The organism is Aliamphritea ceti (assembly GCF_024347215.1).
GTDB classification, from domain to species: domain Bacteria; phylum Pseudomonadota; class Gammaproteobacteria; order Pseudomonadales; family Balneatricaceae; genus Amphritea; species Amphritea ceti.
In genome coordinates this window covers 3,639,966-3,655,833 of the sequence record NZ_AP025282.1, presented here as the reverse complement: position 1 = coordinate 3,655,833, position 15,868 = coordinate 3,639,966, and the positions used below count along the sequence as shown (strand labels likewise).

The following is a 15,868-nucleotide window of genomic DNA, read 5'->3' as shown; positions in this document are numbered from 1 at the left end:
CCGAAGGATTGTTCTTAAATTCTGAATTTATTTTGTGATCACAAAATTAAAATGTCAAATGAATATTTGTGCATTTTTTATGCACAGGTGATATATCAGCAGAGCGCTAAAGGCCTAAATGTAGAAATAGCGGGCAGTGTAAGGCTGTCAGTTATGTGAACAGATGAAGGTAAATAATCTGAGGAATGCGTTTAAGAAGAGTGTCTGATAAGAGCAGATGAGCATGGCTTTTAAGACTGATTTTTACAAAGAGAGCTGAGAGTTTACGCGCCGTTAGAGTGGTTTATGAAGCTTTGTAATTGTTGTGGGTTATTAGCAAACGCGACACCGTCGCGGATATCTGCGGCAATCGCCAGTTGCAGGGCGATCGCGTCTTTACGTTCTATCGCCTGCATGGCTTCGCTATGGCGATCAACCAGATAATGCTCGTTAATGCTTTTGCTTGCCAGCCGCATAAAAGGACCGAGCTGCAGCCACAGACTCTCAATGAGTGACAGGCTGACCTGGTGAGGGTTTGCACTGTACATCAGGCGATGGAACTCCTGATTATGATGGTTGATCTGAGCCAGGTTACCGCTAGCCTGAGCCTCATTTATAGCGGCATCCTGCTGCTGAAGAGCTTTAAGTTGCGTGGCATCAATATAGGGTAAGGCACGGGCAGCTGCATGGCACTCAATGGCGATGCGGGCTTCACACAGTTCTGTAAACTTCATTGCTGTCATCTGAGGAACCATCACCCGGCGGTTACCCTGAATGGCCAGTGCGTTTTCCGCTGCCAGTTGACGTAATGCCTCGCGTACGGGCATTGGGCTGACATCAAGCATTTGTGCCAGCGCACGAATTGTCAGCTGTCTGCCGGGCAAGAAGTCGCCATCCATTACAGCACGACGTAATGTCTGATACACCCACTGGGTAACGGTTTGGCTTTCGTCCCGGGCAAGTGGATTGAGAGTGATGGGGGAGTGTTTATCCATAGTGCTATGTTAATAGTGCAGTGACTGAAAGTATATTGTGATCACAAAAAATATAAAAATGTGATCACAAAGTTGTGTTTTCTTATCTTATTCTGGTAGAACTATTCACCGGAATAGCGCATTTAGCTGCTACCCACTGAGAGGTATAGCGTCAGGAAAGCTGAACGGGGTAACTTAAGGCATCATGTTTTTATACCCCTTAGCTGTGTGAGCAGACTGACGACAGAGGGGGCTTTAATCCTCTGTAGATACGCTGGATCAATTTGTTATTATCAAAGCAGATAAGAAACAAGTGCTTACGGCTGGTGGTAGCAATTCTATGTGTCCCGGCACCGTACCGGGTGAATAATAACAAATGGATTTGCCTCTACCTGGCAAAGGGCGAGAGCAGGTTCGATACTGATATCCGAGGCAGGTTATGACTGAAACACAGGTGATTGATAGCCCAACAGTGGCGCAATCTTCTCCGGACGAAATCCCTTTATGGAAACAGGACGGCGCTCAGCCATTCCTGCGGATTGAGAACATTACCAAGAAGTTTGGTGACTTCACCGCCGTCGATAACATCTCGCTGGATATCTACAAAAACGAGCTTTTTTGTCTGTTAGGCGGTTCCGGCTCCGGTAAAAGTACCTTGTTGCGCATGCTCGCCGGCTTTGAGTCAGCCACGTCTGGCAAGATCATCATCGACGGCGTCGATATGGCAGGTATTCAGCCCTGGAAGCGCCCGGTGAATATGATGTTTCAGTCGTATGCACTGTTCCCCCACCTGAGTGTTGAAGAAAACGTTGCCTTTGGCCTGAAGCGTGAAGGTATTCCCCGTGCAGAAGTCCGGGAGCGAGTCGCTCAGATGCTTGAACTGGTGCAAATGGGCCATCTGAACAAGCGTAAGCCGCATCAATTGTCCGGTGGTCAGCGCCAGCGTATCGCACTGGCCCGTTCACTGATCAAACAGCCAAAACTGTTACTGCTGGATGAGCCACTGGGCGCACTGGATAAAAAGCTGCGTGAAGAGACGCAGTTTGAGCTGATCAATATTCAGGAAAAACTTGGCGTGACTTTTGTGGTCGTTACTCACGACCAGGAAGAAGCGATGACCCTGTCGACCCGTATCGGTGTCATGGATCAGGGTAAGATCGTCCAGACGGCCGAGCCGCATGATGTCTATGAATACCCGAACAGCCGCTTTGTCGCTGAGTTCATCGGTTCAGTGAACATGTTCGAAGGCCGGGTGATTGAAGATGAGCCGGACAGTGTGCGCATTCATTCCAAGGAAGCCGGTGGCGAACTCTATGTTAACCACGGCATCAGCTGTTCACCGAATCAGAAAGTACACGTGGCACTGCGCCCGGAAAAAATCAAAGTCAGCCGCCGTAAGCCGGATCAGGACGTTAACTGTATCGTCGGCATCATCGAAGAAATTGCCTACATGGGCAGCATGTCGGTGTTCCGCATCCGTCTGCCAAGCGGTAAAGAAGTCCGTATCACGCAGCCGAACCTGTCCCGTAGCATGGGCGAGCGCTTCACCTGGGAAGATCAGGTGTACATGTCCTGGGATGCGGACAGCAGCGTGGTACTGACCTCATGAACGCCCCGGTTTCCCTGAATATTCCCGGCCAGAAGCCGGTGTCAGGCTTGGGGCGCCTGATCTATACCTTACGCCACTTGAGCATTGGTCGCTGGACGGTTATTTCCCTGCCCAGCCTGTGGCTGGCGGTGTTCTTCTTTGTACCCTTTTTAGTGGTCTTCAAAATTTCCTTAGCGGAGCCGACAATCTCGATTCCGCCTTACAGTTCATTGCTGGAATGGGACCCGGAAGAGTCGTTTGCGACCCTGAAGCTGAACCTTGGCAACTACATCTACCTGTTTGAAGACACCTTCTATCTGGAAGCCTATTTGAGCTCCATCCGGATTGCGGCGGTCTCGACCTTCTTCACATTATTAGTCGCGTTTCCAATGGCATATCTGATCGCCCGCAGTAAATCCACCACACGGATTTTGCTGCTGTCGCTGGTGATTCTGCCGTTCTGGACCTCTTTCCTGTTGCGGGTGTATGCCTGGATGGGCTTCCTGAAAAAGAATGGCCTGATCAACGAGTTTCTGCTCAGTTTCGGCATTATCGATCAGCCGTTAACTATGCTGCAGACCGACTTTGCCGTGTACATCGGCATCGTCTATACCTACCTGCCGTTCATGGTCTTGCCGCTCTATACCGCATTGGAAAAGATGGACATTACCTTGTTGGAAGCCGCTGAGGATCTAGGTGGCCGGCCAATGCAGAACTTCTTCCTGATTACCTTGCCACTGGCGATACCGGGCATCATTGCCGGTTGTTTATTGGTATTTATTCCGGCGGTTGGTGAGTACGTAATTCCGGCCCTCTTAGGCGGCTCCGACACCCTGATGATAGGTAAAGTCCTCTGGGATGAGTTTTTCCTCAACCGGGACTGGCCAATGGCAAGTGCGGTGGCAACCGTGATGCTGATCGTGCTGGTACTGCCGATCATGCTGATTAGAAATACCAACTCTGGTAAGGAGGCGTTTTAAGATGCAACAACGTAAATCGCTGTTCCTGAATACCAGCGCGACATTAGGGTTTATCTTCCTGTACGCACCGATCATTGCGCTGATCGTGTACAGCTTTAACAAATCCAAACTGGTCACCGTCTGGGGTGGCTGGTCCCTGAAATGGTATAGCGCGCTGTTCAATAACGAGCAGATCATGACCGCTGCCTGGCTGAGCTTAAAGGTCGCTTTTATCAGCGCCAGTGTGGCGGTGGTGTTGGGAACACTGGCAGGTTTCGTGCTGTCACGGATGGGCCGTTTTCCGGGCAAACTGGTGCTGTCTGGCTGGATCACCGCACCTTTGGTGATGCCGGAAGTGATCACCGGTTTGTCACTGTTGCTGTTGTTTGTGGCAATGGAAGGCGCCTTCGGCTGGCCGTCCGGCCGAGGCATCGGAACCATTATTATTGCCCACAGTACTTTCTGTCTGGCCTATGTGGCGGTCATCGTGCAATCGCGTTTATCGGCGATGGATGAATCACTGGAAGAAGCCGCAATGGATCTGGGGGCTAAGCCTTTCAGCCTATTCTTCCTGGTGACATTGCCGCTGATATCACCGGCGATCATCTCCGGCTGGTTACTGTCATTTACCTTGTCGCTGGATGATCTGGTTATTGCCAGCTTCGTCTCCGGTCCGGGTAACAGCACGCTGCCAATGGTGATTTTCTCCAAGGTGCGCTTAGGGGTTACGCCGGAAGTGAATGCCTTGGCGACGATCATGATCGGTATCGTTGCCCTGGGTGTTGTTGGCGCGATCTGGCAGATGCGCCGCCAGAACCGGATGATGAACCGTTTAGACTGATGTGCTGACAGACAGGCTTTGATTAATAGCCGTAAAGTTAGAATTGAAAGCGCCGGTACAGAAATGTACTGGCGCTTTTTATTGGCCGTGATTCTATCGAAACAGAATCATTTTGTGTCACACTGATCAATAGATCAGAACAGGAGTTTTCAGGTGCCCGAAGCGTTAAAGCAGTTTGCTTATATTAGTCATGAAGTACTGGATTTTAAGGAAGAAGAGTTACGTGGATTACTGATGCAGTCACGTAAGAAAAACAAGGACATGGGGCTCACGGGTTTATTGCTGTTTGATAAGCCGGTATTTATGCAGGTGCTGGAAGGACCCGCTGCTTCAATTGATCAGATAATTGCAGATATCAGCGCTGATCAGCGGCACTATGCTATGGACATCATTTATACCAATGATCATCTGGTAGAGAGGGAATTTGCTAACTGGCGAATGGGGTGTCGAATTCTTGGCAGCGGTACCCGTGATGATTATGCTCAACTGGATAGCCGGATGCGACGACTGCTTAGCATCGGTAGACCAAACGGACAGCTAGCACATCAGGTATTGCTAGAATTTCACGCAATGAAAGATGCATTTCTGGACTTGTAGTGATCGCTGACTGCTGGTTAAGCTTATCAGTGCTAAGTGCCATAAGCGGGCATCGTTTGTAATAACGCCTCAGTAAAGCGATCGCACATATATACAATGGGAAAGGGATTTATATGAATCTGGATGAATATAAAAAGGTTCAGAGCGCAGCTAAGGAAGTACACGCGCAGTTAGGTAGATTTATCTCATCGGAATCCAGTGAGCAGTTAATATCAAATAAAGCTATTGAGTTAATGGCTAGCATGGGGATAACCGATACCTGGTATCACGGTATACCTGCATTTGTTTTACTTGGTAGCAGAAGTTGCTTATCAGTCTCTGGCAGAGATTACACTCCTTCTAATGAGCTGGTTGGCATGACAAATATGGTCACTGTTGATCTGAGCCCTATGTTAGGTGATGTGTGGGGCGATTGTGCCCGGTCCTATTATATTGAAGAAGGAATATGCAGTGAGCAGCCAAAGAAAGCTGAATTTTCTGAAGGGAAGGCTGTTGAAAAAGAGCTTCATCAGATAATGTCTGAATTTGTTACTCCAACAGTAACATTCTCTGAATTGTTCGAGTTTGGTAATCAGAAAATCAGAGAGCTGGGATATGAAAACCTCGATTTTCTTGGCAATCTTGGGCATAGCATAGAAACAGACCCTGATCATAGAAAATTTATCGACTCTGCATGCCATGATCAGCTTGGTGCTGTGAATCTTTTTACTTTTGAACCTCATATCAGAAAAGTTAATGGTAAGTGGGGATTCAAGCATGAAAACATTTACTTCTTCGATCAGAATGGCTGCATTACTGAGCTTTAGAAAAAGTATCTGTTAGTTCGATTTGGGTTGAAAGCAGCTCCCTTTATTTAATGAATAAAAAGGGGGGTGCTTAATTCTCATGCTTTACGAATATCCACGAAGGTGTCGTGATAGACTGCACCGTCTCCAAAATCTGTTTTACTGGTACTGTTGGTCAACGCATTGACGGTGAGCCGGGTAGTGCTTGTTTGCATCAGTCGCTGTTGTCGCAACAGACAACACCGGTTGGATACGCTTCATTACACAATTTTAGCCAACAATTATTGAGCCAGTTATTTGGGTGTTATGTGTCCGTATTACTCACGATAAGTAGTTGTTTTATATAGTTATATTGAATCGATCAGCCATTATTTTGATTATTACTTTTAATGCGTTTAGATAAATTTGTTTGTAAAAGTACCGAATTAACGAGATCAGATGCAGTTCACCGAATTCATGTTGGTGATGTTCTTGTTAATGGTCATGTTGTCACCCTCGAGGCAACTCAGGTTCATGAAAACAATGAAGTACTGTTAAATGGCATTAAGCTAAAGGCGCGTAGTTTTCGTTATATCGTGATGCATAAGCCAGCGGGAACAATTTGTTCAAATATCGATGAGGCCTACCCATCGTTATTTAACTATCTGAATGTGGATAAGGTTTCAGAACTTCACATCGCAGGAAGGCTGGATGCCGACACAACGGGTATGGTCTTAATTACAGATGATGGGCGATGGTCATTTAATATCATAACGCCGGCGAAGGAATGTAAAAAGGTATATCGGGTTGGTTTGTCGCAGGCGATCGCAGAAGGTATGGCTGACAGGTTTAAAGAAGGAATTAAACTGCAAGGTGAGCAGCAGTTAACACGACCAGCCACTTTAGAGGTAGTTGATTCTAAAGAGGTGATCTTAACGATAACAGAAGGTAAGTTTCATCAGGTTAAACGGATGTTTTCTGCTGTAGGTAACCGTGTTATCTCATTACACCGTGAGGCAATTGGGGACGTAAAACTTGACGTTGAGGTAGGGCAATGGCGTTACTTAACGGATAGTGAGGTGCAGTCGTTTTCTAAGTGATTCAGTCTGTAAAATCTTGTGCATAAGAGGGGTTCAGAGTGAGTTGCAAAGATGAACTGAATTTATAGTTGAAAGCAGCCCCTTTATTTAATGAATCATAAAAGGGGCGTACTTAATGATCACGCCTTACGAATATCCACAAAGGTATCGTAATAAGCAGCACCGTCTCCAATATCTGTTTTGCTGGTATTACTGATCAGTGCATTTACAGTGAGTCCGGTAGGGCTGGTATGGCACCATGCGCCTTTGTCGCAACAGACAACACCGATTGCTACTGCTTCTGTGATTTTTGCCTGCAGCTGCACTTCACCATTTTTGTTACTTACAATAAGTGTTTCATTGTCACTGATATTCAGCTTCTCAGCATCCTGCGGATGAATTTCCAGAAGCTGTAAACCGTCAGATGCAGGGTTGCCGCCAAAGGTTGCATTGGTGCGTTTATCGGACGCCGGAGAGATCAGCTGGAAAGGTGCATCCTGTGTGATTGACTGATATAGGGGCAAACCCGCCTGGTATTCCTCTTGTAAGCTTTCTGAATAGAGTTCTGCTTTACCGCTAGGTGTGGTTAGAACAGCATCGGTTAGCCAGCGGTATTCCGCGTTTTGTAAACAGAGTGCTTCATCAACAGGTAATTCGTGAATACTGCTGATTCCGTGGGTTTCTTTATCCAGTTTAAATGCCTGGGTCAGCAGGTCTTCATCCTGATCCTGAAAAACGCTGTCTTTAAAACCAAATATTGTTGCTAATTTACGGAAAATTTCCGTATTTGGCAGTGCTTCTCCTACGAGAGGGATTACCGCATCAGCGCGCTGTAAATAGCCATGCCCATAGGCTGAAAAAGCTTCGTTGTGTTCGAAGTGAGTGGCTGCCGGAAGAATAACATCTGCATACTTCATGCTGTCGTTCATTTCGACATCACAGCCGACAATAAAGAGTTCTTCCTGACTTAGTGCACGGATCAGTTTTTGCTGGTCCGGGTGTGTGGCGATTGGGTTGTGGTTATAGATAAAGACCGCTTTCACCGGTGTTTCTTTTTCGGTATCCAGCAGGTGATCTGCCACTTCGATAATATTAAATTCACGGGGCGTATGGCTGGAGCGGTATCCACTGTCGGTTAGTTGGTCGTTACTTGGGAATATTGACCCGTAGCTACCGATTACACCGTTACCGACAGCACCGGGGGTGCCAAATAACAGTGGGAAGCTGTAAGCCGCTCGGCAAGCTGCGCCGCCGTTACGGGTTCGTTCCAGACCAACACCGACGTTCAGGGTAATGCTGTTCGCCTGTTCGAGTAATTCTATGAGCTGCTCAGCGTCGTCAGCAGAGACACCGCAAGTCGACTGAATATCTGTATCAGCGTAACTGGCTGCATGTTCCAGATAAGTGTGCAGGCCTGTACAGTACTCATCCAGAGCCTTCTTATCGACACAGCCTTTAGCTGCCAGCTGTGCTGTCAGATATAAAGCGAGACTCACATCGCTGCCGGGCGTTACTTGCAGGAACAAATCTGCCTGCCGGGCGACCTGGGTTTTGTGCGGGTCGATGACGACCAGTTTTGCACCTTTCGCCCGGGCCCGTTTGATGGTGCGCATAAAGTGCAGATTGGCGACGCTGACATTACAGCCCCAGATCAGAATAAGGTCGGCAAATTCTGCCTGCTGAGGCGGTAAACCTGGTGCAGTACTGCCATACATTGAACGGTATGCAAGTGAACGTACACCACCACACAATGGCGCGCGGTTTAGCTGAGTGGCACCAAGCCGCTCGAAGAATCTGACATCCATTGAGCCACCGGCGAGTTTGCCATGCGGGCCGCCGTAATTAAGTGGCATGACACTTTCCGGGCCATAGGTCTTAATGGCGTTATCCAGCCCCTGATGTACACGCTGCAGTGCATCGTCCCAACTGATTTGCTGATATTGTTCGCTGCCCCGTGGACCTGTACGTAAAAGAGGGTGGCGTAAACGTTTTGGGCCGTGAACGAAGTCAGGATAATAACGGGCAACTTTGGTACAGATGCTGCCTTCAGTTAACGGGTTTACATGTGAACCACGGATTTTAGTGATTTCGTTGTCAGTGACGGTCACTTTCAGGCTACAGGTATCAGGACAGTCCAGCGGACAAACGCTGAGTTTTTCCTGTATGTGAGGTGTGCTGCTCTGTGTTGGGCTGGTCATTTGGCGATCCGTATTTATTGTTGTGGCAGGTTCCTTATGGTTTTACTTTACTTGCAAAATGGATACCTCATAAGGTCCACTTTGTTAGAGAAAAAAGGACCCATTTATTTTTTATTCTTGGTGCTTTAAAAGATGCTTTCCGGTGACGCTATGCAGTAGCTTTTAAAATGTAGCTTATAAGCAGGACTGTAGCTGTGTAAGTATGAGCTACACTCCGGTAATATCCGATTAAACAGGTAGTTACCGGGGAAAAGCTGTGGATGTTGGTGAACGGTTAAAAGCGATTCGTAAGTTAAAGGGGATTTCCCAGCGGGAACTGGCCAAGCGGGTCGGTGTAACCAACAGCACCATTTCAATGATTGAGAAAAATGGTGTCAGTCCATCTGTCAGTTCACTGAAGAAAGTTCTCAGTGGCATTCCAATTTCTATTGGTGATTTTTTTACATTGGATCTGGAAAACATTCAGCCAGATCTGGCGGTATTTTCTGCAGAGAGTATGCCAGAAGTAGGAACGGCGGGCTGGAGTCGTAAGTTGGTCGGGGCTGGAATTATTCAGCGGTTGGCTGATTTTACCCGCGAACGTTTTGCGCCGGGGGCCGACAGTGGTTCTGAAATGTTACAGGCAGGCGGTGAAAAAACCGGGGTAATTGTCAGTGGCTGTATTGAGCTTACAGTAGGTTTTCAGGTGTACGAATTGAATGAAGGGGATGGTTTTTGTTTTGACAGTAGCCGTCCGCACCGTTTCCGAAATACGGGAGATACTGAATGCGAACTGTGTGTGGTGAATGTACCTTTACCGCCTAAATCGCATCAGCCTGGAATTTCATAGTTCAGATTTTTGCTTCTGGATTTATTTCTGGTGTTTGCCGGCCAGTGAGTTGTCGGAATATCGCTTAGGCAAAAAAAACGGGCTTACAGGGGATCACCCTAAAGCCCGGAAAAAACTGGATATGCGTAAGCGCAAAGTTACGTGATAATCATATCCAGATGCGGGTGGCTCTCACCCCGTTTTCATGTGCTTGTTCATGCTGCACGGCTTGGATTTTGCCGCCAGGTCTTTATCGCTAGCCAAACATGTCTTCAGCTACTTCACGTAATACCTTCACCAGCTGATCAATTTGCTCTGGCTCTATTGTCAGTGGTGGCGAGAAAGCAACGATGTTCCCCATGGTTCTGACCATCACGCCGCGCTTGAAGCAGTTTTTCTGGAAGTCCAGACCAATGGGGCCGTTTGCAGCGACACTAGCATCAAACTGAACAGCACCGACTAAACCGTAATTTCGGATATCAATGACTTTTGGTGCGTCTTTAAGACTATGTAATGCTTCAGCAAAATATTCCCCAATGCTGCCACTGGCACGCGTTAACAGTTGTTCTTCTTCGTAGATATCTAAAGTAGCTAAACCGGCAGCGCAGGCAACCGGGTGGGCTGAGTAGGTATAGCCGTGATAGAACTCAATCGCTCCCGGCGCTGCATTATCAACAATCTGGTCATGTATATGATCACTGACAAATACCGCTCCCAGAGGCATAACACCGTTAGTGATGCCTTTAGCTGAAGTGATCATATCCGGCGTTACACCGAATTCAGTTGCAGCAAAAGCAGAACCTAATCGGCCCCAGCCGGTAATTACTTCATCGAAGATCAGCAGAATATCGTGTTTAGTGCAGATGTCCCGAATTCGCTGTAAATAACCTTCCGGTGGCATGATAACGCCACCTGCACCACTAATAGGCTCGATAATGACAGCAGCAATTGTGTCGGCGTTATGGAAGTTAATCAGGGCTTCCAGAGCATCGGCTTTGCTCAGATCTTCTGCAGGTAAACCACGGGTAAAGGCGTTTTTATCGATATCCAGCGTGTGTGGCAGGTGATCTGTTTCCAGTAGAGGACCAAACCCGGTGCGGTTCGGAGTCAGGCCGCCAACTGAAATACCGCCAAAATTGACACCGTGATAGGCCATTTCCCGGCCAATCAGTTTGAACTTACCGCTCTTACCTCTGGATTGCTGATATTGCAGGGCAATTTTTAGTGCAGACTCAACGGCTTCTGAACCGGAGTTTGTGAAGAATACTTTGTTTAGTGGGGCCGGCGTGTATTGCACCAGACGATTAGCAAATTCGAATCCAATACTGTGGCCAAAATTGAAAGGTGATGCATAGTCCAGGCTGCGCAGTTGTCGGCTGACGGCATCTGCTATCTGATGCCGGCCATGACCGGCGTTAACACACCACAAACCGGCGGTGGCATCCAGAATAGGTTCCTGTTGTTCATTGAAGTAATAATTGCCTTCTGCACGGTCCAGCAGGCGAGGCTGTTGTTTGAAGTCTTTGTTTGCCGTGAAAGGCATCCAGAAGGCATCCATGTTGAGAGCGGTCATAGGGCAACCTTTTAAGTAATAGAGAACAATATGCCTGTCATTATCGGGCCACGTGGTCTGACTATATATACCCTTAGTGAGTGATTGCGGCGTCTTAGGAAGCTTGTGTCAGAGGCAAAAAAAATAATTTATCGGGATAGTGTGTTAGTTGATTAAGTGACAGATTTGTATAGGTTTTGATACTTCACTAAGCCGGGTTACTATCATTTGAGTATGTATAAAAGTAGGTTTCAAAGTTTAGCGGCTATAAATAGGTACTGGTATTGGCCAGTGATTTAAGTAGGAGAGAGTATGAGCCTGTCGGCTGAACCACAAACGTTGGCTATCATCCTGCTGGTATTTTTATTTGCCGGCACGGTGAAGGGGATTGTTGGACTGGGATTGCCCACTATTAGTCTGGCGTTGCTGTTGCTGGTCTTCGATTTGCCGACGGCAATGGTGCTGTTACTGGTGCCTTCTTTTGTGACGAATATCTGGCAGGCGCTGAGTACTGGCCAGGGAGAAGGTGGAAGTGAAAGAAAGTCAGGCCAGACCAGGCGAATCTGGTTACAAGTCTGGCCTTTTATGCTGCCTGCTACTTTGATGGTTTGGTTGGGAGGGCAAGCCTTGCTCTATATCGACTTCAGTTACCTGACACGTTTGCTGGGGGCTTTGTTGATAGTTTACGGGATTACGGGGTTCGCGGGGGTGCGTTTGGATATTAGTAAAGCGCCATCTGGTTGGCATTCCTGGATAGCTGTAGTTGTAGGTAGCGTCAATGGGGTCTTAACTGGAATGACGGGTTCATTTACTGTACCGGGTGTGATGTATCTGCAGGCGCTTAACCTTTCCAGGGATGAGTTAATGCAGGCGATGGGTATGTTATTTAGCTTGTCGACTTTAGGCTTGGCCATTGCACTACAGGGTAACGGCTTATTTGCAGCAGAACAGGGTGTTATGTCTTTGGCAGGTCTGCTACCGGCACTGCTGGGAATGTATATTGGTCAGCGAATTCGTCAGAAATTATCACCTGAGATGTTTAAGAAAGCTTTGTTTACCGCGCTGTTTTTACTGGGATTGTACATCGTTATTTGAGGTGATTATCTTAATAAGTTTGTGGTGATAAATGCAGGTGAATTGTTCGAAACCGACATCTCGTGTGAAAAGTCTATACAGCGAGGCATTAAGAAAGTAATCAGTATTCTTCACCGTTAATAACTTTTGTGTTTATAACAATGGGAGCGTTGCACTATGATTTCTGCCGATCTGCAACACAAGTGCGCACTGGTAACCGGAGGGGCTTCGGGTATTGGTCTGGCGACTGCTGAGATGCTGGCCCGTAATGGTGCCCGGGTAGCTATTAATGATTTACCCGGTAGCGTAAAGCTGGATGAAGAAGTTTCCCGTTTGCAGGCTGAGGGATTGCATGTTTATGCTGCTCCTGCAGATATGAGCAATACCGCTGATGTTGATCGTATGGTGGCTGAAGCAGTGGATGTGCTTGGTGGCTTGCATATTTTAGTGAATAACGCCGCAACCCCCGGGACCCGTAACAGTATATCTGCTGCAGATCTGGAGCGGCAGGATGATGCTTTCTGGCAGCAGTTATTAGGGGTTAATCTGGTCGGGCCTTTCCGTTGTATTCGTGCTGCGCAACCTTATTTGTCACGGGATGGAGGCGCTGTCGTGAATGTTGCTTCGACGGCTGCATTTGGTGGTGGGGGCAGTAGTACTACCTACGCATCCTGCAAGGGGGGGCTGGTGACGATGACCCGCGAATTGGCCAAAGGCTTAGGGCCTGATATCCGGGTGAATGCTATCGCGCCAGGATGGGTGAAAATGTCCGGATGGGATTGCAGCTGGGATGAGGCGGAAGCGGAAGAAGCGGCTCTGAAGTTGCCGCTTCAACGTATTGGCGAGCCGCAGGATTATGCCGAGGCTATATTTTATTTATGTGTAGCAGGGCATTATATTACCGGACAAACCCTGATCGTTGATGGTGGTCTGATGGCTGGGGGCTGAGTACTGACCTGCCATATAATAGTTAGTTTGAGGAATGAGTTATGCGAGCGGCATGGTTTGAACGGTTTGGTAAAGCAAATGAAGTTTTACAGATTGGCGAGTGTGCAATGCCGGCACCTGCTGCCGGTGAAGTTCTGGTGCAGTTACACTGCTCAGGGCTAAATCCTTCTGATACTAAAAAACGCCAGGGAGCTTTTCCTAATCTGTTAGATACCGGTGCGGTTATTCCTAATAGTGATGGTGCTGGCGTCATTACTGCGGTGGGTGCGGGTGTTTCTGCCTCCAGGATAGGAGAACGTGTATGGGTTTATCAGGCACAGTATGGGCGTTTGCACGGAACCGCTGCAGAATACCTGGCGATTGATGCTGCGCGGGCAGTGGTGTTACCTGAGACCACGTCTTTTGCTGTAGGAGCCTGTCTGGGTATTCCTGTGATGACTGCACATCGTTGTGTATTTGCAGACGGCCCGATAGAGGGGCAGCTTATACTGATTACCGGTGGAGCTGGTCGAGTAGGTTATTATGCTATTCAGTGGGCGAAGTTGGCGGGTGCGACCGTGATTGCCACGGCGAGTAATCCGCAAAGTGAACAATATTGCCTCGAAGCAGGCGCAGACTTTGTTGTCGACCACCGTGCGGAAGATTTTTCAGAGCAGGTGTTGGCGTTTACTGAAGGCCGCAAAGTTGATCGCTTAGTGGATGTGGAATTTGGTGCTAATTTGCCTGCTGCTTTAGATTTACTGCGCACAAGTGCTGTGATTGCTACTTATTCTTCTACGGTCGTGCCTGAGCCAGTATTACCATTTAAGCAGATGATGTTTATGGATCTGACGATACGTATGGTGATCGTTTACGCGATGCCGGAAACAGCAAAGCAGGCAGCAATTGAAGCCATTACTCAGGCACTCAGCAATGATCAGTTGAAGCACCGGATTGCCGGGGAGTACGCATTAGATGATATCGCAGCTGCGAGTGAGCATATTGAAGCGGGTGGCTCAGAAGGCTGTGTGGTTATCAATATCTGAGTATCGGATATGTATGAGGTGATTGATTAAATAACCACGCAGGTTACTTTAACGCTTAACTCTAACTCTTAATTTAAAGACTAAAAAACGGCAAACAGATACGATTCTGATTGCCGTTTTTTGTTTATTTTACAGGCTGGTTTTCAGGCGTTTATCCAGGCAGCTTTACAGATTAAGTAACTGTTTGCCTTTAGCGCTAAATTTAAACATCTCTTCTTCAGGGACAAATAAACCACCGGTGGTCCATAGCAGGTGAGTGCTGTTATCGAGCTTATCACTGAGTTGATTGGCAAGCAGGTAGGCTTTGCCATCTTCTGTTGCAGTAAGAATGTCTGGGCCTGTAAAGCCTGCTGCGGCAGAAGGTTCAATGGAGATGCTTTCATGCTGTTGAAGCTGATAGAGATATTCGAACAGGCGATCGTCATCGACAGTGAACACGCCATCCAACAGAGTACGCATAAGTGAACATACCCATGGAGATGCTTTACTGACTGCCAGGCCGTCTGCTTCAGTGGCAACTTTTAAACCGAAGTCATATACGCTTTCGATTTCCGCACTTCTTTCTGCTTGCATGCCAACTAATACACAGGGCGCTTCTACTGGTTCAGCAAAGAAGCAGTGTACGTGCTGACCAAGAATCAGACGTAAGCCGTAGGCAATGCCACCAGGGGCTCCGCCAACTCCACATGGCAGATAAACAAACAAAGGATGCTCGGCATCCACTTTAATATCTGCATCACTGAGTTGTTGTTGCAAACGTAGCGCGGCAACCGCATAGCCAGTAAACAATTGCTGGGAATTTTCATCATCGACAAAATAGCTATTTGGGTTTGCGTCTGATTCGGCGCGACCGGCCGTAACTGCCGCACTGTAATCATCTTTGTGTTCAATGACTTTTACACCACGATTTCGCAGGCGAGTTTTCTTCCACTCTTTAGCTTCAACTGACATGTGCACTGTGGCTTTAAAGCCGAGAGCCGCGCTGATTATGCCAATGCTCAGGCCCAGATTTCCGGTACTGCTCACAGCGACTTCGTACTGGCTGAATAACACTTTAGCCGGTTCAGATGTCAACTTGAGATAATCATCATTCGTATCGTGGAGTATACCGTGTTGCAGTGCCAGTGCTTCACTGTGACAAAGGACTTCATATATGCCGCCGCGGGCTTTTATTGAACCGGCAACGGGTAAAGCATGATCGCCTTTAATCAATAGTTGTCCTGACAGGTTTGGGTATACCTCAGCTTGTAAGGTCGGGACAGGATGTAACTGGGATTCTATCAACCCGCCAGCATCACTTAGCTCAGGAAAGAGCTGTGTCAGCAATGGACCGAAACGACGGAGACGATTATCAGCATCACGGATATGTTGAATGTTAAGAGGCAGGTCAGGATCAAAGTCAGTCTGACGCTCAGGATTTACCCACAGGAAAGGAGCGCCCTGGCGAATTTGCCCGGCAGTGATATCTGACTGGTTCATTGT

The 15,868-nt window shown here is 47.8% G+C and carries 14 protein-coding genes; 10 read left to right on the top strand and 4 right to left on the bottom strand.

The annotated features are described in order from the left end of the window. Positions 1-263: 263 nt before the first annotated feature. Positions 264-974 carry a GntR family transcriptional regulator gene (locus OCU49_RS16740; protein WP_261841698.1) on the bottom strand — a complete coding sequence of 237 codons (711 nt, stop codon included), beginning with the start codon at positions 972-974 and terminating at the stop codon, positions 264-266. Positions 975-1,392: 418 nt separating this feature from the next. Here OCU49_RS16740 and OCU49_RS16735 point away from each other — a divergent pair, with 418 nt between their 5' ends. The 6 genes from OCU49_RS16735 to OCU49_RS16710 all read left to right on the top strand — a co-directional run bounded on the left by OCU49_RS16735 (position 1,393) and on the right by OCU49_RS16710 (position 6,802). Beyond that, positions 1,393-2,562: an ABC transporter ATP-binding protein gene (locus OCU49_RS16735; protein WP_261841697.1), complete on the top strand. Its 1,170-nt coding sequence runs from the start codon at positions 1,393-1,395 to the stop codon at positions 2,560-2,562. Next, positions 2,559-3,521, top strand: coding sequence for an ABC transporter permease subunit (locus OCU49_RS16730; protein ID WP_261841498.1), 963 nt, complete (start codon positions 2,559-2,561; stop codon positions 3,519-3,521). Before OCU49_RS16735 ends, OCU49_RS16730 begins: the two co-directional genes overlap by 4 nt. Position 3,522: 1 nt before the next feature. After that, positions 3,523-4,341: an ABC transporter permease subunit gene (locus tag OCU49_RS16725; RefSeq protein ID WP_261841696.1), complete on the top strand. Its 819-nt coding sequence runs from the start codon at positions 3,523-3,525 to the stop codon at positions 4,339-4,341. 153 nt (positions 4,342-4,494) lie between these two features. Continuing rightward, positions 4,495-4,938, top strand: coding sequence for a BLUF domain-containing protein (locus OCU49_RS16720; RefSeq protein WP_261841695.1), 444 nt, complete (start codon positions 4,495-4,497; stop codon positions 4,936-4,938). Positions 4,939-5,051: 113 nt separating this feature from the next. Continuing rightward, positions 5,052-5,744 (top strand): M24 family metallopeptidase, encoded by a 693-nt coding sequence (locus tag OCU49_RS16715; RefSeq protein WP_261841694.1) that lies wholly within the window; start codon positions 5,052-5,054, stop codon positions 5,742-5,744. A 368-nt stretch (positions 5,745-6,112) separates the two neighbouring features. Next, complete coding sequence (locus OCU49_RS16710) at positions 6,113-6,802, top strand: pseudouridine synthase (protein WP_261841693.1); 690 nt, start codon at positions 6,113-6,115, stop codon at positions 6,800-6,802. Positions 6,803-6,921: 119 nt separating this feature from the next. On the opposite strand, the gene OCU49_RS16705 is transcribed toward OCU49_RS16710, so the two are convergent. Continuing rightward, entirely contained in the window at positions 6,922-8,979 is a 2,058-nt protein-coding gene (locus tag OCU49_RS16705; RefSeq protein ID WP_261841692.1) for a molybdopterin-containing oxidoreductase family protein, read from the bottom strand. A gap of 256 nt (positions 8,980-9,235) precedes the next feature. Between OCU49_RS16705 and OCU49_RS16700 the strand changes: the two genes are divergently transcribed. Next, entirely contained in the window at positions 9,236-9,808 is a 573-nt protein-coding gene (locus OCU49_RS16700; protein ID WP_261841691.1) for a helix-turn-helix domain-containing protein, read from the top strand. A 235-nt stretch (positions 9,809-10,043) separates the two neighbouring features. Here OCU49_RS16700 and aptA read toward each other — a convergent pair whose 3' ends face one another. Continuing rightward, positions 10,044-11,360 (bottom strand): omega-aminotransferase AptA, encoded by a 1,317-nt coding sequence (aptA, locus tag OCU49_RS16695; RefSeq protein ID WP_261841690.1) that lies wholly within the window; start codon positions 11,358-11,360, stop codon positions 10,044-10,046. Positions 11,361-11,651: 291 nt separating this feature from the next. On the opposite strand from aptA, the gene OCU49_RS16690 reads away from it, so the two are divergent. From OCU49_RS16690 to OCU49_RS16680, 3 genes are all read left to right on the top strand, one after another. Then, positions 11,652-12,434, top strand: coding sequence for a sulfite exporter TauE/SafE family protein (locus tag OCU49_RS16690; protein ID WP_261841689.1), 783 nt, complete (start codon positions 11,652-11,654; stop codon positions 12,432-12,434). 156 nt (positions 12,435-12,590) lie between these two features. After that, positions 12,591-13,361, top strand: coding sequence for an SDR family NAD(P)-dependent oxidoreductase (locus OCU49_RS16685; protein ID WP_261841688.1), 771 nt, complete (start codon positions 12,591-12,593; stop codon positions 13,359-13,361). Positions 13,362-13,402: 41 nt separating this feature from the next. Continuing rightward, on the top strand, positions 13,403-14,386 hold the full coding sequence (locus OCU49_RS16680) for an NADPH:quinone reductase (RefSeq protein ID WP_261841687.1): 984 nt from the start codon (positions 13,403-13,405) through the stop codon (positions 14,384-14,386). A 165-nt stretch (positions 14,387-14,551) separates the two neighbouring features. Here the strand turns inward: OCU49_RS16680 and dsdA are convergent, their stop codons facing one another. Continuing rightward, positions 14,552-15,865, bottom strand: coding sequence for a D-serine ammonia-lyase (dsdA, locus tag OCU49_RS16675; RefSeq protein ID WP_261841686.1), 1,314 nt, complete (start codon positions 15,863-15,865; stop codon positions 14,552-14,554). Between the last annotated feature and the right edge of the window lie 3 nt (positions 15,866-15,868).